The 24,465-nt window shown below is 70.5% G+C and carries 17 protein-coding genes and 8 pseudogenes; 13 read left to right on the forward strand and 12 right to left on the reverse strand.

Annotated elements, in window-relative coordinates; genetic code table 11:
• Positions 1-173, reverse strand: a pseudogene (locus IE136_RS34135) (DEAD/DEAH box helicase); the annotation flags it as partial.
• Positions 174-447: 274 nt separating this feature from the next.
• Complete coding sequence (locus tag IE136_RS34140) at positions 448-651, reverse strand: cold-shock protein (protein WP_158991800.1); 204 nt, start codon at positions 649-651, stop codon at positions 448-450.
• Between the two features lie 368 nt (positions 652-1,019).
• On the opposite strand from IE136_RS34140, the gene IE136_RS36280 reads away from it, so the two are divergent.
• Positions 1,020-1,187: a potassium-transporting ATPase subunit C gene (locus IE136_RS36280; RefSeq protein WP_268247981.1), complete on the forward strand. Its 168-nt coding sequence runs from the start codon at positions 1,020-1,022 to the stop codon at positions 1,185-1,187.
• Positions 1,188-1,250: 63 nt separating this feature from the next.
• Positions 1,251-1,606: pseudogene (locus tag IE136_RS34150) on the forward strand (DNA alkylation repair protein); the annotation flags it as partial.
• A gap of 34 nt (positions 1,607-1,640) precedes the next feature.
• Here the strand turns inward: IE136_RS34150 and IE136_RS34155 are convergent.
• Positions 1,641-1,832, reverse strand: a complete 192-nt coding sequence (locus IE136_RS34155) for a hypothetical protein (protein ID WP_158991802.1) — start codon at positions 1,830-1,832, stop codon at positions 1,641-1,643.
• Between the two features lie 235 nt (positions 1,833-2,067).
• On the opposite strand from IE136_RS34155, the gene IE136_RS34160 reads away from it, so the two are divergent.
• Positions 2,068-5,589, forward strand: a complete 3,522-nt coding sequence (locus tag IE136_RS34160) for a hypothetical protein (protein ID WP_189602440.1) — start codon at positions 2,068-2,070, stop codon at positions 5,587-5,589.
• 328 nt (positions 5,590-5,917) lie between these two features.
• On the opposite strand, the gene IE136_RS34165 is transcribed toward IE136_RS34160, so the two are convergent.
• The gene (locus IE136_RS34165) at positions 5,918-6,877 is read right to left on the reverse strand and encodes a helix-turn-helix transcriptional regulator (protein ID WP_158991806.1); all 960 of its coding nucleotides are present in this window, start codon (positions 6,875-6,877) and stop codon (positions 5,918-5,920) included.
• Between the two features lie 337 nt (positions 6,878-7,214).
• On the opposite strand from IE136_RS34165, the gene IE136_RS34170 reads away from it, so the two are divergent.
• Positions 7,215-9,080 carry a S8 family peptidase gene (locus tag IE136_RS34170; RefSeq protein ID WP_229819465.1) on the forward strand — a complete coding sequence of 622 codons (1,866 nt, stop codon included), beginning with the start codon at positions 7,215-7,217 and terminating at the stop codon, positions 9,078-9,080.
• A 97-nt stretch (positions 9,081-9,177) separates the two neighbouring features.
• Here the strand turns inward: IE136_RS34170 and IE136_RS36925 are convergent.
• Positions 9,178-9,504, reverse strand: a pseudogene (locus tag IE136_RS36925) (amidohydrolase family protein); the annotation flags it as partial.
• Between the two features lie 139 nt (positions 9,505-9,643).
• Here IE136_RS36925 and IE136_RS34175 point away from each other — a divergent pair.
• The 4 genes from IE136_RS34175 to IE136_RS34195 all read left to right on the forward strand — a co-directional run bounded on the left by IE136_RS34175 (position 9,644) and on the right by IE136_RS34195 (position 13,769).
• Positions 9,644-9,979, forward strand: coding sequence for a hypothetical protein (locus tag IE136_RS34175; RefSeq protein WP_158991807.1), 336 nt, complete (start codon positions 9,644-9,646; stop codon positions 9,977-9,979).
• A gap of 274 nt (positions 9,980-10,253) precedes the next feature.
• Complete coding sequence (locus IE136_RS34180) at positions 10,254-11,450, forward strand: S8 family peptidase (protein ID WP_229819466.1); 1,197 nt, start codon at positions 10,254-10,256, stop codon at positions 11,448-11,450.
• 110 nt (positions 11,451-11,560) lie between these two features.
• On the forward strand, positions 11,561-13,330 hold the full coding sequence (locus tag IE136_RS34185) for a M14 family zinc carboxypeptidase (RefSeq protein WP_229819468.1): 1,770 nt from the start codon (positions 11,561-11,563) through the stop codon (positions 13,328-13,330).
• A gap of 136 nt (positions 13,331-13,466) precedes the next feature.
• Entirely contained in the window at positions 13,467-13,769 is a 303-nt protein-coding gene (locus IE136_RS34195) for a hypothetical protein (RefSeq protein ID WP_158991810.1), read from the forward strand.
• A gap of 22 nt (positions 13,770-13,791) precedes the next feature.
• Here the strand turns inward: IE136_RS34195 and IE136_RS36930 are convergent.
• Together IE136_RS36930 and IE136_RS34200 are read right to left on the reverse strand one after the other, a co-directional pair.
• A pseudogene (locus tag IE136_RS36930) lies at positions 13,792-14,074 on the reverse strand (SAM-dependent methyltransferase); the annotation flags it as partial.
• 5 nt (positions 14,075-14,079) lie between these two features.
• Positions 14,080-14,628 carry a tellurite resistance TerB family protein gene (locus tag IE136_RS34200; RefSeq protein ID WP_158991812.1) on the reverse strand — a complete coding sequence of 183 codons (549 nt, stop codon included), beginning with the start codon at positions 14,626-14,628 and terminating at the stop codon, positions 14,080-14,082.
• 563 nt (positions 14,629-15,191) lie between these two features.
• Between IE136_RS34200 and IE136_RS36645 the strand changes: the two are divergent.
• Positions 15,192-15,257 (forward strand): annotated as a pseudogene (locus IE136_RS36645) (cold-shock protein); the annotation flags it as partial.
• 59 nt (positions 15,258-15,316) lie between these two features.
• On the opposite strand, the pseudogene IE136_RS36290 reads toward IE136_RS36645, so the two are convergent.
• From IE136_RS36290 to IE136_RS34215, 3 genes and pseudogenes are all read right to left on the reverse strand, one after another.
• Positions 15,317-15,624: pseudogene (locus tag IE136_RS36290) on the reverse strand (pectate lyase); the annotation flags it as partial.
• 76 nt (positions 15,625-15,700) lie between these two features.
• On the reverse strand, positions 15,701-16,552 hold the full coding sequence (locus tag IE136_RS34210; protein WP_189602443.1) for a hypothetical protein: 852 nt from the start codon (positions 16,550-16,552) through the stop codon (positions 15,701-15,703).
• Positions 16,549-17,115 carry a SigE family RNA polymerase sigma factor gene (locus IE136_RS34215; RefSeq protein WP_158991818.1) on the reverse strand — a complete coding sequence of 189 codons (567 nt, stop codon included), beginning with the start codon at positions 17,113-17,115 and terminating at the stop codon, positions 16,549-16,551. The genes IE136_RS34210 and IE136_RS34215 overlap by 4 nt, the downstream gene beginning before the upstream one ends.
• Before the next feature lie 140 nt (positions 17,116-17,255).
• Here IE136_RS34215 and IE136_RS36295 point away from each other — a divergent pair.
• Positions 17,256-17,557 (forward strand): annotated as a pseudogene (locus tag IE136_RS36295) (MBL fold metallo-hydrolase); the annotation flags it as partial.
• A 219-nt stretch (positions 17,558-17,776) separates the two neighbouring features.
• On the opposite strand, the gene IE136_RS34220 reads toward IE136_RS36295, so the two are convergent.
• Complete coding sequence (locus IE136_RS34220) at positions 17,777-18,904, reverse strand: magnesium and cobalt transport protein CorA (RefSeq protein ID WP_189602444.1); 1,128 nt, start codon at positions 18,902-18,904, stop codon at positions 17,777-17,779.
• Between the two features lie 142 nt (positions 18,905-19,046).
• Here IE136_RS34220 and IE136_RS34225 point away from each other — a divergent pair.
• Positions 19,047-20,160: pseudogene (locus IE136_RS34225) on the forward strand (winged helix DNA-binding domain-containing protein).
• A 14-nt stretch (positions 20,161-20,174) separates the two neighbouring features.
• On the opposite strand, the gene IE136_RS34230 reads toward IE136_RS34225, so the two are convergent.
• The gene (locus IE136_RS34230) at positions 20,175-20,978 is read right to left on the reverse strand and encodes a helix-turn-helix transcriptional regulator (RefSeq protein ID WP_373309207.1); all 804 of its coding nucleotides are present in this window, start codon (positions 20,976-20,978) and stop codon (positions 20,175-20,177) included.
• 103 nt (positions 20,979-21,081) lie between these two features.
• Between IE136_RS34230 and IE136_RS34235 the strand changes: the two genes are divergently transcribed.
• A complete protein-coding gene (locus IE136_RS34235) occupies positions 21,082-22,845 on the forward strand; it encodes an AMP-binding protein (RefSeq protein ID WP_189602446.1) in 1,764 nt (587 codons plus the stop codon).
• Positions 22,842-24,464, forward strand: coding sequence for an AMP-binding protein (locus IE136_RS34240; protein ID WP_158991826.1), 1,623 nt, complete (start codon positions 22,842-22,844; stop codon positions 24,462-24,464). The genes IE136_RS34235 and IE136_RS34240 overlap by 4 nt, the downstream gene beginning before the upstream one ends.
• Position 24,465: the final 1 nt, after the last annotated feature.

A 24,465-nucleotide genomic window follows, 5' to 3' on the forward strand; every position in this document is an offset into this window, starting at 1 on the left:
AGCGCGGCGAGCAGCGGCGCGGGCATGTCGAGATCGGCGAACGCCTCGACGGCGGGCAACGCGGGGGTGATCGTCCTGGGGAGCGCGAACTCACCCTGCACGGCGGCAGGCCTGCGACCGTAGGAACCCCTGGAGCTGCGGGAGAAGCGGTCGTTCGTGCGTGTGCGGTTCATGCGGAACCTTCCTTGATGCGGCACGTATCAGGGAATTCCCGCAGCAGCTGACAAGCACGGAGAATCGCAGAACGAGCCAACCTCGAGAGTGAAAGGAAAGGGAGTCGCCGGTATGTGCGGAGCGATCCCGGAGGCGGATGGGGGCTCCTGAAGGCAGGAGGCACGCCCCATGCGCGGGGTACGGAGCCGGGCGACGGCGCGCCCGCCCCGCAATGCAACGAGCTGGGGCCCGCACCCCAAGGTGCGGGCCCCAGCTCGTAACTACGCGTCAGCGTCAGGCGGGAACGATGTTCTCCGCCGTCGGGCCCTTCTGGCCCTGCGCGATGTCGAAGTTCACCTTCTGGCCTTCCTGCAGCTCACGGAAGCCCTGGGCGGCGATGTTCGAGTAGTGGGCGAAGACGTCGGGGCCGCCACCGTCCTGCTCGATGAAGCCGAAGCCCTTTTCCGCGTTGAACCACTTCACGGTGCCAGTCGTCATGTCTATCTCCTCAGGGGCAGTGCCCGGAGCCCACACCGTGCGGACTCCGCGTCGCCGCGATGATCGCCCCGCCCGGAAAAAGACCGGAAATACAGAAGCGCTGCCGGCGGTATGAAATACCGCTGGGCGCTTGGAGTTTTGGGAACCACAACTGCAACTGAGATCGACAGTAGCACGGCGAGATGGGTCATGTGCGGTGGAGAATTCCCGCGCCGTCTTAACGCCAGATACCCTCACCGCGCCTTGCTCTGATTTCTCACTTCGCGGTCACAGATATTGATTCACCCCCGGCGGAGGGGCGGGCGGAGGATCCACGTGTCCGGCGGCCGGAACGCCGTCCGGGCGCAGGGGATGCGTCGACGAAAGCCGTGGCCAGGTTTGCCGATCGCATCGCGGAGCAGAACCGCCTCACCGTCACCCAGGCCGACAAGCTGGTCGCCGACCACACCGACGACCGGATCCTCGGCTTCAGCGGCGAACCCCGCGTCAACGTCCGCCAGCTCGACATCGCCCTGAAGAACCTGACCAGCCGTTGACGGCGAGCCGCGGGTCGGAACCCCAGCCGCTGCCGAACTCGCGGTCGTCGTGTGAATCTCGCACGTGACGAGCTGGATTTCATGATGCGCGAGGGGCGTACACCCAAGGTGCACGACCGGCTCGTCAACTACGTGGCGAAGAAGCTGGAGGGCCTCGACCTCGCAGCACCGCTCGACGCCATCGAAACCGAGATGAAGGACGCCCGGACCGGCTGCAGTGGGCGATGAATCACTGCCTCGCTCAGATCGGGATCGAGCACGCCGAACACCGCACCCGTGCGATCGGCATCGGCGAACGCCTGGAGGTGCTCAAGGCCCCCCCGACCTCCCCGGGCTGCACGTCTCCGTTCGCGCCCGTCTGGATCAACGAGATGGTGCGCCGACAGCACGAGAGCACGGTGGGCCGGTCGGCGCGGTAGACCTCGACGCGGTCGGGACAACCCCGGCGGCTCGTCACGTGCGGGCCCACCACTCGGCCAGGATGATCAGGAGAGGGCCCGCGGCGTCGGCCACGCCGAGAACGAAGCGGCGCCATGCCTCCTCACCCAGGGCAGGGTGCCGGTCGTCGGCGTCCGGTTTCTCACTGTCCCTCGGGTCCCTCGGGTCCGGGTCGTTGTCCTCGGACCGGTCTTCGTCGCGACGCATGCGCACCCTCTCCGTACAAGGGCGGTTCGCCCCTGGACCGCACCCGGTGTGCGGTCGGTGGCGTCACTCTCGCGCCGGGCGGCGGTGCCGTCCGGCGCAACCGGGCGGACCGGGCGGACGGCGAACTATCCTGCTGGTCAAGCTCCTCGGGAGCGGTGCCCGGAACGCCCGCGCCGGGAGAAGCGGGCACGGGAGAGGACCGGCCGGGGGAGGGGAAACGGGGAAGGGCGGGGGGATGGGGCCGGCGCGGCAACGGCTGTGGGCGCTCATGCGCGGACTGCGCGAGAAGGCGGAGGAGGTTCGGAGGGCCCAGGGGCTGTCCGCCTCACAGCGCACGGTGGTGCGGGAGCTCAAGACGTCCGGCGGGGGCGGCGCGAGGCAGCTCGCCGGGTTCTCCGGGCAGCGCATCAGCGACTGGGCGCCCAAGGAACCCTCTCGCCTGGTGATCCCGCAGGCGCGCAGCGACGACCAGGCCGTCGCGCTCGCCGCCCTCTACGCCGCGTGGGCCGGAGTGCCCCCGCCCGGACGCGAGCTGCGCGACCTGCTGGAGCAGGCCCGTGACGAGGAGGAACGCCGGCGGCGGGAGGGCGGCGCCGTTCCGCCGCCCGTGGGGCACCGGATCGTACGGGAACACACCGCCGGCGAGCTGGAGGTGAGCGAAGCGTCGCCGCCCGGGCGCCCGGAGCCCGCCGCGCGACTCTCCCGTACGCCGTCTCCCACGCGGTCCCCCGTGGGCTCCCCCACGCCGTACCTGACCCGTGACCACGACCGCGCTCTGCGGGAGTACCTCACGTCCGCGGCGGCCGGAGGGTCTTCCGTCCTCGCCGTGCTGACCGGAGACTCGTCGACCGGCAAGACCCGTGCGATGTACGAGGCGGTACGGGAGGTGGCGCCGGACCACAGGCTGCTGCGACCGCCGTCCGCCCGCTCCCTGCTCACCCTGCTCGCCGAGGACGAGGTGCGGGACGGGTGTGTGCTGTGGCTGAACGAGTTCCAGCGGATCCTGCACGACCGTGAAGGGGACGAGGCCGCCGTCGAGCTGACCGAGGTCCTTCAGCGGCAGCCCGGCATCGTCGCCGTCGCGACGCTGTGGGAGGACCCGTACTGGAGGGACTTCACCGTCCAGGGGCTGCCCAGGGACCCGTCCCGGCACACCCGGTCCCTGCTCACCGGCGCTCACGCCCGACGCTTCCGGGTGCCGCGCGAACTGACCGCCGACGAGCGCGCCCGGTGGCGGAAGCTCGCCCACGACAGTGGGGACGCCCGGCTCACCGCGGCGGGCGGGGCGGGCGCTGCGGACGGCCAGGTCGTCCAGCACCTGAGCGGCGGGCCCGAGCTGCTCGACGCATACCTGAGCGGCCCCGGCGGCCACTTCACGTCGCGTGAGCACGCCCTTGTCACCGTCGCACTCGCCGCCCGCCGCCTCGGCCACCAGGCGCCGTTCCCGGAGCAGCTCCTCGCGGCGGCCGCCGACGGCGACCTCGCCCCGCACGAGCGGGCGTCCCGCGCCGACTGGGCCGGGCCCGAGCTGGACGCGCTGACAGGTGGCGTGCGTTCCGACGGTTCCCGCGCCGACATCCGGCGCACCCTCACACCGCTGCGCGCGCTGCGCGAGTCCGCCGGGGCACCGCCCGGCTACGAACCCGCCGACTACCTCCTCCAGCACACCGCGCGACCACGCCGGGGCCGGGAGGGCTCGGCAGCCCTGTGGGAAGCGCTCGTCCGGCACACGAAGGACCTCGAAGACCTGCACCGGCTCCAAGCCGCCGCCTGGAAGCGGGGCCTGTTCCGGTACGCCCTGCGCCTCGACCGGCGCGCCGCAATCGCGGGCACCTCCGACGCGTGCGTCCGTATCGTCCAGCGCACGGCGCGCCACCCCGACGCCGCCCGGGCCGCCGCCTGGGCCGCGGCGCACGTGGACGTGTCCGACGTCCCGGCCGTGGCCCGGCTCTTTCCCGCGCTGCTCGCTTCCGGATTCCAGGCGTCCGTCGACGCACTGGCCCGGCGCCTCCTCGCGGCGGCCGACCCGTCGGACGTGGGAGCCGTCGGCGCGCTGGTCGTCCGGCTGGGGAAGGGAGGCGTGTCGGCAGAGATCGCCGCGGCACTCGTCGACTCCTTGGAGGCCCATCTGGACCGGGTCGATCCCGACGCCATCGGCCCGGCTCTGACGGATTTGGTCCAAGGGCCCGCGCAGCGGCTCGTACGACCGCTCGCACACCGCGCGGCCGACCGCGCCGACCTCACCGACGTCTGGCGGGTCGGCCGGCTGATGCACCAGCTGCACAGGGCAGGTGCGTCCGAGGCCATGGCCACGCTCACCACCCGCCTCGTGGCCCAGGCGCCGCACATGGCCCCCGACGACCTCCCCCTGCTCATGGAGCGACTGCGGCAGGTCGGGGCCGAGCAGGCTGTGGACGCCCTGCTCGCCCTGGACCCGGCGGCCCGCATCGGGCTCACACAGGCCGACGTCGTGCTGTGCCTGCTCCAGGTGCTCCGGGAAGCCGGGGACGCCGACGGCGTACGGACTCTGCTCGGCCGCTCGCCGGCCCGGCACGTCGATGTGATCGGTGACCCGGACTTCTACGACATCGGGTCCGTCCTCTGCGAGCTTCTGACCGAGTTCGGGCGACTGGGCGCGGAGGAGGAGTGCGCGGTGCTGGCCGACCGTCTGGCAGCGGGGATCGGCATGGAGGCGCCGGACACGGTGGCCAAGCTCCTCGATCTGTTCCACTCCACCGGCAGGGGGGAGAACGTGCGGCGGTTGCTGGCGCGCAGGCCGATGGCCGAGGTGGACTACGAGGATCCCACGGAGCTGCGCTCCCTCCTCGAGACGCTGCTCCGCCTCGGTACCTCGGCCGAGTTCGACGAGCTGACATCGGCCGTGGTGTCCCACGTGGACATCACCGACGCGGACTTCGTCGCCGAGGCCGTCGGGGTGCTGTGGGAGACCGGTGGCGAGCGGGGCATCGCCCCTCTGCTGGAGCGGGCGTCGGCCCACCGACCGTACGAGGACATGGCCTTCCTGGTCCGTCTGTTGTCCCTGGTCGGCGCGGAGGACGCCGCCCTTCGGCTTGCCCGGCACATCGCCCGGCACGTCGAGAGTCCTGGCGTGGACACCATGGACCGCCTGCTCTGGTTCTTCACCGAGGCCGATGCATCCGAGGCCGTGGGGATCCTGCTCGACCGGGGGCTGCTGGACCGGCTCGACACGGCGGCCCCCGCGGAACCATGGGCGCTCGCCGACCTCTTGAACAGCTTGCACGAAGCGGAACGGCTCGAAGACGCCCGCAGGTTCGCCGACCGCGCCGCCGCCGGAATCCCCCTCTCCGACATCTACGGCATCGGCAACCTGCTGACCGCCATGACCGCCCACGACCTGCCCGGACCGCGTGAGACCCTGATCCGCCGCGCCGCCGCCGGCGCTGCCCTCACTCATATGAACGGCGTCGCCGAGCTGATCGAAGCCTTCCTCGAGGCCGGCGCCACCGACGCCGTCGACGAGCTCCTGCGCCGCGACCCCCTCGCCCGGACGGATCGCGCACTAGCCACCGAGGCCTGCCACGAAGCGCTTCTGACCGCGCTCCACAAGGTCGGATCACCCCAGGCGGCCGACTTCGCCCAGCAGGCCCGGGACACCGGCCGCCTGTCCCTCGACCGCCGGCCGCCCTACGGCCTGAACCCGGACGGCCATCCCGCCGCACCCTGGTCCTGGGGGGACGAGGAGTCCGCCGCCGCTACAGCGAGTCGCGCCTCTTGAAGATGAAGTTGAAGATGAAGTACAGGCTTGAGCACACCGCTGCCATCTGCATTGATTCTCCCCAGCCGCTCCCCGGAGCTGCTTCGCTCTCCTCAGATTCTCCCCAGCCAAGGGCCTCGCGGCGTACAGATGCTGGTGGTCAGAGACGAGGCTTGCGTACACCCACCCGCGCTGCGCACAGTACGCGGAGGGCCACCCGTCACTGGCCAGTGAGACCTGCACGAAGCCGCCGCCCTGCTCACCGACCACGCCGGGCAGCGCCCGCAGCGGGTCCCCCGCGCTGCGCCGCATCCACGCCGCGGTGCCCCGTGTCCGCCCGCAGAACGGGTCAGAGCCATCCTCTGCGTGCCGCCTGGACGCCGGCCTGGAAGCGTGTCTCCACGCCCAGTTCGGCCATCAGCTCGGTGAGTCTGCGGCCCACTGTCCGCTCGGTCACGCCGAGGGATCGGGCGATGGTGCGGTCCTTCATGCCCGACGCCATCAGCGACAGCAGCTCGCGGTCCTTGGCGGACGGGCCGCACTGCGCGTCGGCCTTGTCGAAGGGCGTGGCGCGTGCCCATAGGCTCTCGAAACAGCAGACGAGGACGTCGACGAGTGCCGACTCGTGCACCAGCAGCCGAACGCCCGGGTCCTGGTCGGTGTAGGAGACGGGCAGCAGCGCGGTGGTCCGGTCGACGACGACCATCTTCAGGGTGACATCGGGCAGGATCCTGGCCTGTTCGCCTGCCTCGGTGCAGCGGCGCATGGCCGCTATGTGCTCGGGGGACGCCAACGCCTCGCGGGCGTAGACGAACCGGTAGGCGACGCCGTCCGCGAGCCGGCTCAGTTCGAGGTCGTTCGGGTTGCTCTGGCCGCCGATGTACGGCGGGGCGTCGACCGCGACGATCTCTTCGCGTGCCTCGAGCTGGAGCCGGGACACCGCGGCCAGTACGGCGTCCTCACCCTCCACCAGCTCGACGACCGGGGTCCGCCCGCGCGCGGGCCGCGCACGCAGCCGGTCGGCCAGCTCCTCGATGCGCATCTGCATCTGTGCGAGATCGCCGCGCCGACGGCTGATCAGTGGGGGGAGGGCCTCGTCGGGTGCGATGAGGGCGTAGAGCGCCGGGGTGAAGCCGATCTGCTGGACGAGCCCGTGGTCGAGGAGACGGCGGACCGCCGGGCGCAGTTCTGCGGGGGAGCAGCCGACGTTGCCCGCGAGCTCTTCGGCTGTGGCCCGCTTCAGGTCGAGCAGGGCGAGGTAGGCGTCGTTCTCGAGTCGGCCGAGACCGACGGGCTCCAGCAGGAACACGTGTACCTCCCATGCCGACGGTGGGGACGTCGGCGTGGGGACTGTAGATGGCGCTCCGGTGAGCGTCAAGGTTCTGTGACGGGGCACAGGAATCAACCGGTTCGCGGAACATGTAGCTTCTGGCCCGTTTCATCCCGGCCATCCCTGCTGAACAGGACATTGTCCGGAACCGGAAGTGCACAGTGATTTACAGGCGGCTGCAGGCGCCCCAATCCTTGTCCCAATCCCGCCGCGGCTGTTCAGCCTCCAGCGCCGTGCGGCGGAGCTTCCACTGCCGTCAAACCCCACGGTGGCCACCCCCGGCCACGGGGACGGCATGCCTGGACAAGGAGCATGGATGTACCAGAGATCTGCACTGCCCGCACGGAAGATATTCGGGACGGCGCTCGCCGCCGGTCTGGCCGCCACAATGCTGGTGGTCGTGCCAGGGACGGCGGACGCCGTCGAGGGAAGCATCCCGGGAGCCGGTGCGCCCCTTCCCGCATCAGGCGCACCGCAGACGGATGCCGCGGCGCCGGCGACCGACGGGCCCGTCGAGCGCCTCATCGTCGGCTACAAGTCCAAGGCCACGGAGGCCAAGTCCAACGACGCCGCCGCCAAGGACGCCGAGGCCAAGGGCAAGAAGGCCGGCGAGACCCTGGCCTTCGAGCGCCGCCTCGGCACCGGAGCCGCGCTGGTCGACCTCGGCGCGGAGCTCGGCAAGAAGGACGCGGAAGACGTCATGGCCGCCTTCCGCGCCGACCCGGACGTCGCGTACGTCGTCCCGGATCGCCGTGTGTACGCCACGGCCGTCCAGCCCAACGACACCTACTACAAGCGCCAGTGGGACCTCTTCGAGGCCGCCGCCGGTATGAACGTCCCCGGTGCCTGGGACAAGGCGACCGGCGAAGGCGTCAAGGTCGCCGTCATCGACACCGGCTACGTCGCCCACTCCGATCTCGCCGCCAACGTGATCGCCGGGTACGACTTCATCTCCGACACACGGATGTCCCGCGACGGCGACGGCCCCGACAGCAACCCCGCCGACACCGGCGACTGGATGAACATGGGCGACTGCGGCGTCGACGAGTTCGGCCGGCCGGTCCCCGACAGTGACAGGAACAACTCCTGGCACGGCACCCACGTCGCCGGCACCATCGCCGCCACCGCCGGCAACGGCAAGGGCATCGCCGGCATCGCGCACAAGGCGACCATCCAGCCCGTCCGCGTACTCGGGTGGTGCGGCGGCACGGACGCCGACATCATCAACGCCATCACCTGGGCGTCCGGCGGGTCGGTGCAGGGTGTGCCCGCCAACCCGAACCCGGCCGACGTCATCAATATGAGCCTCGGCGGTGGCGGCGCCTGCAACCCCGGCACCCAGAGCGCCATCAACGGCGCGGTGAGCCGCGGCACGACCGTCGTCGTGGCGGCCGGCAACAGCAACAAAAACGCGTCCGGTTTCCAACCGGCCAACTGCAACAACGTCATCACCGTCGCTGCCTCCGACCGCGAGGGCAACCGCGCCGCCTACTCCAACTACGGCAGCATCATCGACGTCACCGCTCCCGGCGGCGAGACCGCCCTCAGCTCCGCGAACGGCATCTGGTCCACGCTGAACACCGGCATCCGCAGTCTCGGTAGCGAGACGTACGCGGCGTACCAGGGCACCAGCATGGCCGCCCCGCACATCGCGGGTCTCGCCGCGCTGATGAACCAGGCGAGCCCGTCGATGACGCCCGCCCAGATCGAGTCCGCGATCAAGACCAACGCCCGTACGCTGCCCGGCACCTGCTCAGGCGGCTGCGGCGCGGGCCTCGCCGACGCGGCCCGTACGCTCGGCGCGCCCGGCGGCACCGACCCACAGCCGCCCACCGGCAGCGTGTTCACCAACGCCGCCAACGTGACCATCCCGGACACCAACACCCCGGTCACGTCCTCCCTCGCGGTGACGGGCATCAGCGGCAACGCCCCGACGGCCCTCAAGGCCGCGGTCGACATCAAGCACCCCTACCGCGGTGACCTGCGTATCGAGCTCGTCGCCCCGAACGGCGTCGCCACTCTGCTGAAGGCCACCAGCTCCAGCGACAGTGCGGCCAACGTCATCACCACCTACACGGTCAACGCCTCCAGCGCGGCCGCCAGCGGCACCTGGAAGCTGCGGGTCACGGACGTCTACAGCGGTGACACCGGCTACATCGACTCCTGGAGCCTGACCTTCTGACAGGTCCACGCCTCCAGTTCAGAACCAGGGGCCTGCCGATGCCGAGGAGGGCATCGGCAGGCCCTTGCCCCGTCCGCGCGCTCCACGGTTCCAGCAGCAGCCAGGCCCCGTTGTCGCGGCAGACGGCCCGCAGCCGATCGTCCCCGCGGCCCAGCCTCCAGCGCCTGCAGCTGGTGCGCACGGTTTCGGGAAACCCGCACCCAGCACGAACCGGTCTCTCACGTCCGCCAGCCGCGTCAGCTTCCCCTCCGGGAAGGGCACGAAGGCATTGAAGTCCGTGAACGCCGGTGTCGTGTCCAGCCGGACCTCCGAGTGACGCTCCGCCGAGTCCAGAAAGTCGCCGTACTCGGGCATCCCATGCACCACAAGCCGCAGCCGGGGGATGGCGCACCAGCGCCCGCCCGACCGGTTGGCCCGGTGTGTGAAGGCACGTACTCCGACTCGCGGAGCCCTGCGCCGAATGACAAGCCAGGCATGAGCGGTGAGGCTCGGCTACGTCGCGGACAGCGGTCACGAAGGCATGGAGGCGGCTCGGTCTCCGCGTCGTCGGTGGCGGTCAGCAGTTGGCTCGGGTTGCTCTGGCCGCCGATGTACGGCGGGGCGTCGGCCGCGACGATCTCCACGCGTGCCTCGGGCTGGAGCCGGGACACCGCGGCCAGTACGGCGTCCTGGCCCTCCAGTACTTCGACGACCGGCGTCCGCCCGCGCGCGGGCCGTGCACGCAGGCGGTCGGCTGGGAGGCAGCCGATGCCCTTCGCGAGCTCCTCCGCCGTGACCCGCTCCATATCCAGCAGGAGTTGGTAGGCGTCGCTCTCGAGCCGGCCGAGACCGACGGGCCCCAGCAGGAACACGTATACCTCGGGGGTCGTCGGCGTGGGCTGCAGGTGGCGCTCCGGTGAACGTCAAGGCCCCATGGCGGCGCACAGAATCCATCGGTTCGCGGAATGTGCGATGTCTATGGCGTTTCGTCCCGCCCGTCCCTGCTGAACAGGACATTGTCCGGAACCGGAAACGCACAGTGATTTACAGGCGGTTGAAGGCGCCCCAATGCTTGTCCCAACGCCCCAGCGGCTCTTCACCCCTCAGCGTTGCGCGGCGGAGCTTCCCCTGCCGTCACCCCCACGGGTGGCCACCCACGGCCACGGGGACGGCATGCCTGGACAAGGAGCATCGATGCACCAGAGAACCGCACTGCCTGTCCGGAAGATACTCGGGACGGCGCTCGCCACCGGTCTGGCCGCAACAGTGTTGGCGGCAGTGCCGGGGACGGCGGACGCCGTCGAGGGAAGCATCCTGGGAGCCGGCGCGCCCAACACCATCAAGGACAGCTACATCGTCGTCCTCAAGGACGACACGACGGCGCAGGGAGTCGAGCAGCGCAAGGCCGCCCTCACCAAGCGCTACGGCGGCAAGGCCGGGCACACCTACAGCTCCGCGCTCAGGGGCTTCTCGGTGAGGATGACCGAGAAGCAGGCCAAGCGGCTCGCCGCCGACCCGGCGGTCGCCTATGTCGAGCAGGACGCCATGGCATCTCTGCAGGCGGTCTCCTCCTGGGGGCTGGACCGTGTCGACCAGCGGACCCTGCCGCTCAACAGCTCCTACACCGCACCGCACACCGGCGCAGGCGTCACCGCGTACGTCATCGACTCGGGTATCCGCACCTCACACAACGACTTCGGTGGACGCGCGTCCTGGGGCACGAACACCATCGACAGCAACAACACCGACTGTCATGGGCATGGCACCCACGTGGCGGGGACCCTCGGCGGCACGTCCTACGGAGTGGCCAAGGACGTCAAGCTGGTGGGGGTCAAGGTCGCCAACTGCGTCGGCGACCTGACTTCGACGAGCATCACCGCCGGCATCGACTGGGTCGCGCGCAATGCCGTGAAGCCCGCCGTGGCCAACATGAGCTTGGAGTACCCCAGTCTGTCCGTCGCGACGGCCGTCAAGAACTCCGTCGCGTCCGGCATCGTCAACGTCGCCGCGGCCGGCAACGACTACGGCTCCGACGCCTGCTACGTCACGCCCGCCAAGGTGCCCGAGGCCATCACCGTTGGTGCGAGCACCCGCACCGACAGCAGGTGGATCCGCTCCAACATCGGCCCCTGCATCGACCTCTTCGCGCCCGGCGACGCCATCGTCTCGGCCGGCATCACGAGCAACACCGCCTCCGCGACGATGTCCGGCACGTCGATGGCCGCCCCGCACGTGGCGGGCGCCGCCGCGCTCTACCTCTCGGCCAACCGGACGGCCACACCCGCCCAGGTGCAGTCCGCCCTCAAGAACAACGCCACCAAGGGCAAGCTGACCGGCATCGGAGCCGGATCGCCCAACGACCTTCTCTACACCGGCTTCATCGGCCAGTGATGTCCTGACCCCTGCGACGGCCTGTCCGGCCGGTATCCCCGTTCTCCACCCCCGGCCGGACAGGCCATGGGCCCGATCACCACCTTCCCCCCACGCCGAACGAGGTTCCCGTGCAAGCGAAATTCACCCACTGGCTCGCGGCGGCCGCCACCGCCGCGGCAGTCGCGGCCGGCACCGGCTACGGCATGGCCGCACCGGCCGCTCCGAGCGCGGCCGACGACGACCGTGCCTACGTGTACCGCATCCCCGACGGCGCCCACCTGCCGCAGAACAGGCTCGCCGGTTTCGACTTGATCGAGGACCGCGACGGCGACGACCTGTTCGTCCTCGGCGACGCAGCCACCGCCACGCGACTCAAGGTCGCCGGCCTGCGTCCCAAGGTGGAGCAGAGGCTGGCCCCGGCCGCCTGGGAGCCGCCCAAGCGCAGCGGCCAGGCCCCCGCGCTCACCGAAGCGGTCGCCGAGGAGACGTACTACGGTGGTTACCGCACCGTCAACGCGCAGTACGCCCACCTCGACCAGGTCGCGGCCGACCACGCGCCGCTCGCCACCGTCGTCGACTTCGGCGACTCCTGGCGCAAGTCCACCGGCCGATCCGGCGGCTACGACCTCAAGGCCATCTGCCTCACCAAGAAGCAGAGCGGCAGCTGCCAATTGACGCCCAACTCCACCAAGCCGCGATTCCTCGTCCAGGCGCAGGTGCACGCCCGCGAACTGAGCACCGGCGAGATGGCGTATCGCTGGATCGACTACCTCACCGACGGCTACGGCACCGACGCCACGGCGACGAAGATCTTGGACACCCGCGAGATATGGGTGGTTCCGATCGGCAACCCCGACGGCGTCGACATGGTCCAGCAGGGCTTCACGGGAGGCCCCACGGGCCAGCAGTGGCACCGCAAGAACGCCAACCACACCCACTCCGCGACCACCTGCACAGAGGGTCCCACCTCCGGCAGCGGCATCGACCTCAACCGCAACAACAGCAGCCACTGGGGCGGCGCGAGCACCAGCTCCCACCCCTGCGACCAGCTCTACAAGGGCCCGTCGGCTGACTCCGAGACCGAGAACAAGGCACTCCAATCCCTGTACCGCCAGCTGTTCCCCGACACCCGCGCCACAGGCGACACAGCGGCCGCCGCGGCCGACACCAAGGGCATGTTCGTCACCCTGCACAGCTACTCCGACATGGTCCTGTTCCCCTGGGGCTTCAACAGCGACGTGGCAAACGGCAACGACGCCGCACTGCGCACCATGGGCAAGGAGATGGCCAGGCTGGCCGGCGGATGGCAGTACGGCCAACCCGGCGAGATCCTCTACGACGCCAGCGGCAGCCATGACGACTGGGCCTACGACCAGCTCGGAGTCCCCAGCTTCACATGGGAGGTCGGGCCCAGCAGCGGCAACTGCGGCGGCTTCCACCCTCCCTACTCCTGCCAGAACACCTTCTGGAACCAGGTGAGGCCCATGCTCACCTATGCGGCGGACAAAGCGGGCAACCCCTACGGGGGCAGCACCACACCCGTCCCGACCAGCTGCCACGGCACCAACGCGGCCGACGTCGCGATCCCCGACGCCGGGAACGCCGTCACCAGTAGCATCGGCATCACCGGCTGTACCGGTACCGCCTCCGCCACCAGCACGGCCGAGGTCCACATCGACCACACCTACCGCGGCGACCTGACGCTGGACCTGGTGGCGCCTGACGGCACGACCTACCGGCTGAAGAACGCGTCCGCCGGCGACGGCGCCGACGACCTCGACCAGACGTACACCGCGAACCTCTCCGCTGAGACCCGCAACGGCACCTGGCATCTCAGGGTCCAGGACACCACCCCTCAGGACACCGGCACCCTAGACACCTGGACCCTCACCCTCTAGCCGAAGCCCGCAACGGTGAGGGGAGGCCCGAACACGGCCGGGATCCCCTTGGGTTCACGGCCCTTGCCACTTCGGCCGGGGCCGGGGCGGTCGCGGTGGTCCCTCACCACCGCGAGCAAGAGAGGAGATGGACGTCATGACCGAGCGCTACTTCGAGGTAGACGTCCCGATACGGAGTACCCGGACGCCGGGCCTGCGCGGCGTGCACGTGTTCACCGGCCGGGCCGACAGCGACAGCGCCGCCATGAAGGCCGCACATGAGGTCTACGACGCGGCACGTGCCGCGGCGGAGGCCGGACTCGAGATGCCCCACGGACACCCGGACGGCTGGGGAGCCTGCGGCTACCGGCCCGGCTGGGAACTCGACTGGCCCGCCGCGAAGGCCGGCCCCTGGACAAACCCGTACAGCTGGCTCAACTCCAGCCCCATCGAGCTGTAGGTCTGCCCCGGATCAGCCGTGTGCGGTCCCAGAACGGCTCACCGATCAGAACGCGGCTCCGGGAGCCAGGATCGGGGGCCGCCGCGAGGGTGGGGAGCAGACCGCCGAAGGCATGCGTGGCGCCGACCTGATCACCAGGTCGAACGCTGTAGAGAGCCGAAGTCCGCAGCTTCCTGTTGGTGGAGGACCAGGCGTTCGCCGACTCCGAGTTCGCTCGCTGCCTGGCGGGCCTGCGTCAGGGCGACTTCGGAGACGTCGACGCCCTCGGCGTGCAGATGCAGGCGCGTCGCCAGGGCGCACAGGAGCCGGTTCAGAGCTGGAACTCGGCGGGAGACACTCCCAGCACTGTGCAGGCCTCCCGGATGATCATTTGCTCGGACTGGGAGACATCGCCGTCGGCCCCGGCGATGACGATGCCGGTCTGGATCACCGCCCTCGCCTCAGTCGGCTTCTTGGCGGTCTTGGCGATGTCCTGCATCGCCTCGGCCTTGCCCTGCTGGAAGTTGTGAGTCAGCTGGTCCACATGCTTGTTGAAGCGCTGGCGCAACTGCTCCGGCGGGAAATTCTGCAGCACCTCATTGCTGAGGATCATCGACTCGACGTGTTGCCGCTCGGCGGGATCCACATGCCCGTCCGCAGCTGCGACCAGTGCGCACATCGCCATGCTCGCGTCTCGGTACGCACCGCTCTTCAGCTCGGTCTTGAGGGAGCCGAGCTGCGTCTTCAATGCGCTTACCAGCTGGGCGCGTGGGCCACCGCCGGACCTCGCGCCGCCGCTCGGTCCGTGGGTTGCACCGCGCCCGCGCTGGGCCTGCTGCAGAGTCTGGGCCTGGTCCTTGAGCCGGTCCCACATTGCCATTGACGTCACCTTGGTATTCCTCTGAGTCGGTCGCGATTCCGCTCGCGCGTTCACCTGACCAACGGCTGCCTCCAGGCAAAGGTTCCGCAAATGCGCTGGGTCGCCCCCTTGCAGGCTTCAAGGCATTAAGGAACCGGGCGGGGAAGTCTGGCAGACCAAGGATCACTGCCGTTTCCCGGGAACCGCCGCCAGGTCCACTCCGTCGAGAGCCCGACCGTGATCGATGTGGAGCTGCCGTGCGTGCGGTGATCGCCGGGGACGCCACCTTGCTGCGGGAGGGGCTGGTCCTGCCGCTCCCTCGGCGGGGGCACCGTAGATCGTGGCCACCGTCGGTACCGTGCCCGAGATCCTGCCCGCCCGCTTGCCTGCCGCCCGGACGTGGCTTCGCTCGATGTCCGGATTTCCCTCGGGTTCGGGGACGAGGGACTGCGTGTGGCGTCGGGTGGGGGCGCTTTTGTATTTCCGGTTATTTTTGGGGCAGGGTAATCATCGCGGCGACACGGCGTCCGCGCACTGCGGGTTCCGATGTGCTGCCCCACAGGAGATTGCATGGCTGCTGGTACGTGAAGTGGTTTAATGCGGAAAAGGGCTTCGGCTTCATCGAGCAGGATGGTGGCGGCGCTGGACGTTTTCGCCCACTACTCGAACATCGCCGCTCAAGCTTCCGTGAGCTGGTCGAAGGTCAGAGCTTCAGGACGGCGCCGTCGGCCAGCTCGAAGAAAGGGGACCGGCCCTCGTTCTGGCCACTGCCGCCCAGGCCCCGGTGCCGTAGAACTTCTTCATCCCGCCGTCGTACTCGCCGGAGACCGGGATGGTCTTCGGCACCGGCTTGCTGCCGGTGTCCGAGGGCCAGCACGCGGCGGCCCCGGCGGGGGACAGCATGGTCGTGGTGACGATCGTCGCACCGGTCAGCCCGAGGGCGGCGGCTCCGCTGATCACCGCCCGGCGCGTGACCCGGCGACGGTGGCGGACGCGCTGTTCATCTCGTGCAGTCACGCCCATTCCTTGCGTGGAAAAGATCTTGCGCCTTCCGGTCGTCACCGGTGCGGAACAGGTTGCCGCGTTCCCGGAATCAGTCGTCGTGCCGGGCGAAGTCGCCCGACACGGCGAGCTGTTCGCTCCGGGTCCGGGCTGTGGCCGCGTAACGGTCCTCCCAGGCGTCCCGGCCGCCGCGGGCGTGGTTGTACTGCCCGGCGAACATCCACTGGCCGGCCGGGACCGTACGACCCTGCTTGAGCACCCAGGTGTGGACGAGGTAGCCGTCCTTCTCGGTGATCGTCAGCGTGAAGTCGGCCTCGGGCAGCGACCGCCACGCACCGGTGGAGGTGACCCCGCCGGTCTGGGCGATCCGCAACTCGACGGTCAGCGCGGTCAGTTCCTCGCGTGTCTTGAGGGTGACGTTGCTCTGTGCCCAGAAGTCGTTGCTGTGCGGGTCCACGGAGCCGTCCGACCACAGCGGCCCGTCCTGCTCACCGGCGGCGGGCGCGCCGGTATCGGGCGTACGCGACGGGGAGGCGCTCGGCTCGCTCGGCTCGCGGGAGGTTTTCGGCGTCGGGTCCACGGGCGTCGGGTCCACCGGCGAGGGAGCCCGGCGCGTCGCGCCCGTCGACGGGGTGGGCGTGGAGGTGGAGGCGGGGGCAGGCGTCGGCGGGACCGCGAGCGTCTGCTGCGGAGGCTCGTCGTTCACCACGGAGGCCACGCCGTAGCCGCCGGCGGCGAGGATGCCCGCGACCGCCGCGGTGACGCCCACCGCGCGCACCCAGCCGAACCGGGGAGGGCGGGCCGCACGGGAGCGGGGCAGCTCCTCCTGCGCCATGCCGCGTTCGAGCCGTGCCAGGATCCGCGCGCGGTCCGGCCGGTGCGCCCCGGCCGCCTCGTGCAACCGGGCGCGCAGCTCGTCGTGCACGTCCCGCCGCATGGTCATCGGTCCCTTCCTCCGGCAGCCCCGGTACGCGCCATCGCCGCGTCCACCTTACGCGGAGCGTCCTGCGTACCGAGCAGCCGCCGCAGCTCGGCCATCCCCTTCGATGTCTGGCTCTTCACCGTACCGACCGACACGCCCAGGGCCAGCGCGGTGTCCTTCTCCGACAGGTCGAACGCATGGCGCAGCACGACACAAGCCCGCTTCCGGAACGGCAGCCTGCGCAGCGCCCCTTGAACGTCGACCACCCCGGCCACGTCCGGATTCTCGGTCTTCTCCTCCCGCTGCGCCCAGAACAGCGCGATACGCCGCCGCTCGCGCACCGCGCTGCGTATCCGCGTCCGGGCCAGATTGGCGACCACGCCCCGCGCGTACGCCACCGGATGCTCACTCGCCCGCACCCGGTCCCAGCGATGCCACAGCGCGAGCAGCGCATCCGCGGCCAGGTCGTCGGCGGCATCCGCCTGGCCGGTCAACAGGTGTGCGAGCCGGGCCAGTTCGGCGTAGTGCCGCTCGAAGAAGGCATGGAACTCCACGGAGGCGGCGTCATCGACAACTGTGCCCACGGGCGATGTCTCCTCGCAGCGACCTCGGGGCCCCGGAACCGGGCGCCTGTGCGTGTCATGTATGCGACATGTGAATGTCCGGATGAGACCTGGAAGAGTAGCAGTGAGCAAGCGCTTGGTCTGCATCGCCTGCTACTTAACGGCACTCAGTGGTGCTCCTCTCGCGCGACGAGCACGTCGACAACCTCCACTCCTCCGGCCGGGCCCTGCTCGCCGACGCCCCCTCACCCTCGCCACATCCAGTGGCGGGCGGCGCCTCGGCGAGAAGGCCACGGGCCTGGCCGACTGGGAGTCCGTTCGAGCTCATCGCCCCGAGGGCGGCACGGTCACCGTCGCCGGTGCCCCCGCCATCCGCGGTCCCGGCCCGCGAGAGGAGGTCGAGCCGATCTGCGGCGAAGTGGTCGGTTTCATCCTGACCGGAGAGGGCCTGCCCTCCGTGCACCACAGGCGACCACCGCGCTTGTCCTCCGGTACGGAGAGGAGGCGGAGCCCCCAGCGGCCGGCTCGGCGGCCGAGGACGCGACCCTGCCCCCAAGCTTCCGGCCCGGTCGCCTCCACGCCGAACTTCCCCGTCGCGGCCGTATGCGCCCTCCGCAGGGCCTCGAAACAGCCCTCCAGAGGCGTTCGCAACGCGAAGTGGAGCGACATCTCAGGCTGCTGGTTACAGCCAGTCTCGCCGCTTGAAGATCACGTACAGACTCGAGCACACCACTGCCATCAGCAGGATCGCGAACGGATACCCGTACACCCAGTGCAGCTCCGGCATGTGGTCGAAGTTCATGCCGTAGATCGTTCCCACCAGTGTGGGTGCGAAGAGGATGGCGGCCCACGAGGAGATCTTCTTGATCTCCTCGTTCTGTTCGAAGCCGGCCTCCGCCAACGCGCGCATTTCCGCGTTCTGTTGTTGGGTCACCAGGGTCGCGTTCACCGTCAGGATCTCCGTCAGGGCCTGGCGGAAGCCGTCGACGCGTTCGCTGGTGTGGGTGACGTGGTCGGCGACGTCGCGGAGGTAGCGTTGGAGTTCCTCGTCCGTGCCGTACTTCGCGAAGCCGGCCATCAAGCCGTGGAGCATGGCGACCAGGGGGCGGGTGGCGCGCTGGAATTCGACCATTTCGCGCGAGAGTTCGTAGATGCGGCGGGAGACGGATGGGTCGCCGCCGAAGACCTCGGTCTCGATCTCGTCGATGTCGTTCTGTACGCCCTCGACGACCGGCGCGTAGCCGTCCACGACCGCGTCGAGGATCGCGTAGAGCACCGCCTCCGGGCCGAGTGCGAGGAGGTCCGGGTTCTCCTCCATGCGGTGGCGGACCGCCGAGAGGTCCGGGGCCGCTCCGTGGCGGACGGTGATCACGAAATCCCGGCCCACGAAGACGTGCAGCTCGCCGAAGTCGACCTCCTCCTGGGCGTCGAGGTAGCGGGCCGCCCGCAGCACGACGAAGAGGGTGTCGCCGTAACGTTCCAGCTTCGGGCGCTGATGCGCCTCGAGCGCGTCCTCGACCGCCAGCTCGTGGAGGTCGAACTCGCCCGCCAGGGAGTGCAGTTCGGACTCCGTCGGGCGGTGCAGGCCGATCCACGCCATGCCGTCCGGGTACTGACGCAGCTGGCGGAAGGTCTCCGCGAGCGAATCGGGAGAGGCGACCCGGCGGCCGTCCCGGTACAGCGAGGCCTGCACCACGCTCGGCCTGTCCGCCGGAGCGGCCAGGGCCTTCGCGGCCGGCCGCACCGGCGGTGTGGCAGCCGGGGGCTCCGGCTGGCGGCGCCAGGCGGCGCGGGGGCGGCGCTCCGACATCGTGGGTTCACCTCCGCGTACATGATCGAGCCAGGGTCTCCGGGCAGGATATACGGGGTGAATCGCGCCGGCGTCGTGGCGCCCGAGCCGCCCCCGCAGTTGCGGACCGTATCTGTCCGCAAGCCCGAGTAGCGTGCCACGCATGGCCTCCAAGACGACGAACCCGGTCCTCTCCACCCGCGCGCTGGGCCGCGCCACGCTCGCCCGCCAGCTGCTCCTCGCCCCCGCCGCGATGTCCGCCGAGGACGCCGTCTCGCATCTCCTCGGGCTCCAGGCGCAGAACACCAAGCCGCCGTACTACGCCCTCGCCGCTCGGCTCGACGGATTCCGGCCCGAAGAGCTCTCCGCGCTCATGGAGGCCCGCGATCGGCCGGATCGTCACGATGCGCTCCACCATCCACACCCACACCGCCGACGACGTCTTCACCCTGCGCCCCCTGGTCCAGGCGGCCCGCGACCGCGAACTCGGCATCTTCCGCAAAGGCCTCGCCGGCGTGGCGCTCGACCGACTCGCCGTCCTCGCCCGCGAACTGGTCGAGGAGCGGCCCCGTACGCCGAAGGAGATCCGCGAGGCCCTCCTCCTCGAGTGGCCAGACGCCGACCCGCAGGCTCTCTCCGTCGCCGCCCGCTGCCTGTTGCCGCTGGTCCAGGTCACCCCCCGCGGCCTGTGGCGCCGGAGCGGACAGGTCCGTCTGACCACCGCCGAGACCTGGTTCGGCCGACCCGCCGGAACCGTCCCCGCACCGGACGACACCGTCCTGCGCTACCTCGCCGCCTTCGGACCCGCCTCCGTCAAGGACATGCAGACCTGGTGCGGTCTCACCCGCCTCCGCGACGCCTTCGAGCGCCTGCGGCCCAGGCTCCTCACCTTCCAGGACGAACACGGCACCGAACTCTTCGACCTGCCCGACGCGCCCCGCCCCGACGAGGACACGCCGGCACCGCCTCGCTTCCTGCCGGAATTCGACAACCTGCTCCTCTCCCACGCCGACCGCGGCCGCGTCGTACCCGCCGACGCCAGGAGCCGCACCTGGAAGGGGAACCAGGCCTACTGCGTCTTCCTGCTCGACGGCCTCCTCGCCGGTCTGTGGCGCCTGGAGGAGACCGAGCAGCGCACGACGATGACCATCCAGCCCTTCGGCCGTACGGGCAGGGCCCAGCGAGCCGAGCTGACGCAGGAGGCCGAGCGGATGCTGAAGGTCATGGCCCCGCAGGGGATTCCGTACGACGTCGTCCTCGGCCGTGTGGAGGGATAGGCGAGCTCCCCGCCCTACGGCAGCACACCCGCCCTGCGGGCCGCCACCACCGCCTCCATCCGCGTGTGCGCGCCCAGCTTCCGCATCGCCGAGCGGAGATAGCCCTTCACCGTCTCCGGGCGCAGCCCGAGCCGCTCCGCCGCCGCCGCGTTCGTCGCCCCCGGCGCCACCGCCGCCAGCACGTCCAGCTCCCGCGGCGTCAACGTCACGCCCGGTCCGCCCGGGGCCACGGTCGGCGCCGTCTCCAGGCGGCCGCACACCGCGAGCAGCCGCCCGCGCAGTTCCGGGTCCTCGATCCGGGGCGCCAGCTCCCGCAGCTCGCCGTGCGCCTGCCGGACCTCCTCCCAGGACGGCCCCGCCGCCGGCTCCGGCAGGTGCCGGCGCACCTCGTCCCGTACCGCCAGCGCCTGCTCCACGTCCCGCGCCGCCGCCACCGCCGCGTCGAAGACGCGCTCGCCGAGCGGCAGGGCGTCCCGCAGCGCTCCGTACAGCACGCCCCGCACCGTCCGCCGTACGACGACCGGTACGGCGATCACCGAACGCAGGCCCTCCGCCGACACCGGCCCGTCGTACTCGTGGGTGATGTGGCGCGCCGACGGATAGTCGGTGACCGCGCAGGGCCGCGACAGGGCCAGGCACTTCCCGCCCAGGCCGCTGCCGGCCGAGATCGCCAGGCCGCGCAGGGCGGGGGTCACCGCCCCGTTCAGCTCCGCGATCCGCAGCCGGCGGCCGTCCTGCAGCAGTCCGCCGAAGACCACCTGGAGCCCGGTGGCCCGGCGCAGCCGCAGCAGCGCCGCACGCATCTCCACCACTTCCATCCGCTCGGGCACGGGACCACTCCTTCACCCCCGAACGGGGGTAGTGAGACCTGGGTCACTGATTACACGATGTCCGTGACCGGTCCCGCAACGAGGAGGACACATGACGGCAAGCAACGCCACGGAGAGGTTCCGGGCCGCCCGAGACTTCCTGCTGCGGCACCGCGAGGACTACGAGACGGCCTACGAGGGCTTCGCCTGGCCGCGCCCGGACCGGTTCAACTGGGCCCTCGACTGGTTCGACGTCATCGCGGCCGGCAACGACAGGACCGCCCTCCACCTGGTCGAGGAGGACGGCGGTGAGACGCGGCTGAGCTTCGCCGAGGTGTCCGCCCGCTCGAACCGAGCCGCCAACTGGCTGCGCGCCCAGGGCGTACGGGCCGGGGACCGGATCGTCGTCATGCTCGGCAACCAGGCGGAGCTCTGGGAGACCGCGCTCGCCGCCATGAAGCTGCGCGCCGTCGTCATCCCGGCCACCCCGCTCCTCGGCCCGGCCGATCTGCGGGACCGCGTCGAGCGCGGCCGGGCCCGGCATGTGATCGTGCGCGCCGAGGACACCGCCAAGTTCGACGACGTACCGGGGGAGTACACCCGGATCGTCGTCGGTGACGGTGACGGTGACGGTGACGGTGACGGTGAGGGTGACGGTGACGGTCATGGAGCCGGAGTGGGAGTCGGCGGCAGCGACCGCACCACCGGGCGGGCGGACTGGCTCCGCTACGAGCGGGCGTACGACGAGTCCGAGACCTTCGTGCCCGAGGGCGTCACCCGCGCCGACGACCCGCTGATGCTCTACTTCACCTCCGGCACGACCGCCCGCCCCAAACTGGTCGAGCACACCCACACCTCGTACCCCGTCGGCCACCTCGCCACCATGTACTGGATCGGCCTCAAGCCCGGTGACGTGCACCTGAACATCTCCTCGCCGGGCTGGGCCAAGCACGCCTGGTCCAACCTCTTCGCCCCGTGGAACGCCGAGGCGACCGTCTTCATCCACAACTACACGCGCTTCGACCCGGCCAGACTGATGGCCGAGATGGAGCGGGGCGGCGTCACCAGCTTCTGCGCGCCGCCGACCGTCTGGCGCATGCTGATCCAGGCCGACCTCACGCAGCTGACGAAGCCCCCGCGCGAGGTCGTCGCCGCCGGCGAACCCCTCAACCCGGAGGTGATCGAGTCCGTGCGCCGGGCGTGGGGTGTCACCATCCGGGACGGTTTCGGTCAGACCGAGACCGCGGTCCAGGTCTCCAACAGCCCCGGCCAGCCTCTCAAGGAGGGCTCCATGGGCCGGCCCAGCCCCGGCTTCCGGGTCACGCTGGTCGACCCGGTGAGCGGCCGCGCGGACGTCGAGGAGGGCGAGATCTGCCTCGACCTCTCCACCGATCCGGTGGGTCTGATGACCGGCTACCACGGGGACCCGGAGCGTACGGCCGAGGCGATGGCCGGCGGCTACTACCGCACCGGCGACATCGGCTCCCGCGACGCCGACGGCTACATCACGTACATCGGGCGCGCCGACGACGTCTTCAAGGCCTCCGACTACAAGATCTCGCCGTTCGAGCTGGAGAGCGCGCTCCTGGAACACGAGGCGGTGGCCGAGGCGGCGGTCGTCCCGGCCCCCGACCCGGTGCGGCTCGCGGTCCCGAAGGCGTACGTCGTCCTCGCGGAGGGCTGGGAGCCGAGCGCGGACACGGCGAAGGTGCTCTTCGCCCACTCACGCGCGGTGCTCGCTCCGTACAAGCGCGTGCGGCGCATCGAGTTCGCCGAGCTGCCGAAGACGGTCTCGGGAAAGATCCGCCGGATCGAGCTGCGCGAGCGTACGGCGAAGGGCGGGGGCACGGAGTACGCGGAGGGGGACCTCGCATGACCCTCTCGGACACGGCCCGCTCGGACACGGCACTGTCGTACGCGCACGGCGCGAGCCCGGTGGAGCTGCTCGGAGACACCATCGGAACCAACCTCGACCGCGCCGTCGCGTCCTGGCCCGGGCGCGAGGCGCTCGTCGACGTGCCGACCGGACGCCGCTGGACGTACGCCGAATTCGGCGCGGACGTCGAGAAGCTGGCGTCCGCCCTGCTCGGCAGCGGAGTCGCCAAGGGGGACCGGGTCGGGATCTGGGCGGTCAACTGTGCCGAGTGGGTGCTCGTCCAGTACGCGACCGCCCGCATCGGCGCCATCATGGTGAACATCAACCCGGCCTACCGCGCCCACGAGGTGGAGTACGTGCTCCGGCAGGCGGGCATCTCGCTGCTCTTCGCCTCGCTGGCGCACAAGACGAGCGACTACCGCGCGATGGTCGAACAAGTCAGCCCCGCCTGCCCTGAGTTGCGGGAGACCGTCTACTTCGGCGACGCGAGCTGGGACGCGCTGCTCACCCGTACGGCCGGCGACCTCCGGCCGGCCGGACAGTCCTGCGACGAGCCGGTCAACATCCAGTACACCTCGGGGACGACCGGCTTTCCCAAGGGGGCGACCCTCTCCCACCACAACATCCTCAACAACGGCTATTTCGTGGGCGAGGCGATCGGCTACACCGAGCAGGACCGCATCTGCATCCCCGTCCCCTTCTACCACTGCTTCGGCATGGTCATGGGAAATCTCGCGGCCACCTCGCACGGCGCCTGCATGGTCATCCCGGCCCCGTCCTTCGACCCCGCCGCGACCTTGCGCGCGGTGCAGGAGGAGCGGTGCACCTCGCTGTACGGCGTACCGACGATGTTCATCGCCGAGCTGAACCTCCCCGACTTCGCCTCGTACGACCTCTCCACTCTGCGGACCGGGATCATGGCCGGCTCACCCTGCCCGGTGGAGGTGATGAAGCGGGTGGTCGCCGAGATGAACATGGCGGAGGTGTCGATCTGTTACGGCATGACGGAGACCTCGCCGGTGTCCACCCAGACCCGGCGCGACGACGACCTCGAACACCGCACGGGCACGGTCGGCCGCGTCCTCCCGCACGTCGAGGTGAAGGTCGTCGATCCGGCCACCGGCCTCACCACGCCCCGGGGGACCGCCGGCGAGCTGTGCACCCGCGGCTACAGCGTCATGCTGGGCTACTGGAACGAGCCGGAGAAGACCGCCGAGGCCGTCGACGCGGGCCGCTGGATGCACACCGGCGACCTGGCCGTGATGCGCGAGGACGGTTACCTCCAGATCGTCGGCCGCATCAAGGACATGATCATCCGTGGCGGCGAGAACGTCTACCCGCGGGAGATCGAGGAGTTCCTCTACGGGTACGAGAAGATCGCCGACGTCCAGGTCGTCGGCGTCCCCGACGAGCGCTACGGCGAGGAGATCCTGGCCTGTGTGATCCCGCGCGACCCCGCCGACCCGCCCACCCTCGAGGACATCGCGGACTTCTGCCGCGACCGGCTCGCGCACTACAAGATCCCGAGGAGGGTGGAGATCCTCACCGAGTTCCCCATGACGGTCAGCGGCAAGGTGCGCAAGGTGGAGCTGAGGCAGCGCTTCGGGGACACCGCCTAGC

This window comes from Streptomyces lateritius, assembly GCF_014649715.1.
Taxonomy (GTDB): domain Bacteria; phylum Actinomycetota; class Actinomycetes; order Streptomycetales; family Streptomycetaceae; genus Streptomyces; species Streptomyces lateritius.

Excerpts from the sequence above, each read along its gene's own strand:
- IE136_RS34180 (WP_229819466.1), top strand. The coding sequence starts at position 10,254 with ATGCACCAGAGAACCGCACTGCCTGTCCGGAAGATACTCGGGACGGCG.
- IE136_RS34235 (WP_189602446.1), top strand. The coding sequence starts at position 21,082 with ATGACGGCAAGCAACGCCACGGAGAGGTTCCGGGCCGCCCGAGACTTC.
- IE136_RS34210 (WP_189602443.1), bottom strand. The coding sequence starts at position 16,552 with ATGACCATGCGGCGGGACGTGCACGACGAGCTGCGCGCCCGGTTGCAC.
- IE136_RS34240 (WP_158991826.1), top strand. The coding sequence starts at position 22,842 with ATGACCCTCTCGGACACGGCCCGCTCGGACACGGCACTGTCGTACGCG.
- IE136_RS34140 (WP_158991800.1), bottom strand. The coding sequence starts at position 651 with ATGACGACTGGCACCGTGAAGTGGTTCAACGCGGAAAAGGGCTTCGGC.
- IE136_RS34170 (WP_229819465.1), top strand. The coding sequence starts at position 7,215 with ATGTACCAGAGATCTGCACTGCCCGCACGGAAGATATTCGGGACGGCG.
- IE136_RS34195 (WP_158991810.1), top strand. The coding sequence starts at position 13,467 with ATGACCGAGCGCTACTTCGAGGTAGACGTCCCGATACGGAGTACCCGG.
- IE136_RS34220 (WP_189602444.1), bottom strand. The coding sequence starts at position 18,904 with ATGTCGGAGCGCCGCCCCCGCGCCGCCTGGCGCCGCCAGCCGGAGCCC.
- IE136_RS34160 (WP_189602440.1), top strand. The coding sequence starts at position 2,068 with ATGGGGCCGGCGCGGCAACGGCTGTGGGCGCTCATGCGCGGACTGCGC.
- IE136_RS34200 (WP_158991812.1), bottom strand. The coding sequence starts at position 14,628 with ATGGCAATGTGGGACCGGCTCAAGGACCAGGCCCAGACTCTGCAGCAG.
- IE136_RS34230 (WP_373309207.1), bottom strand. The coding sequence starts at position 20,978 with ATGGAAGTGGTGGAGATGCGTGCGGCGCTGCTGCGGCTGCGCCGGGCC.
- IE136_RS34155 (WP_158991802.1), bottom strand. The coding sequence starts at position 1,832 with ATGCGTCGCGACGAAGACCGGTCCGAGGACAACGACCCGGACCCGAGG.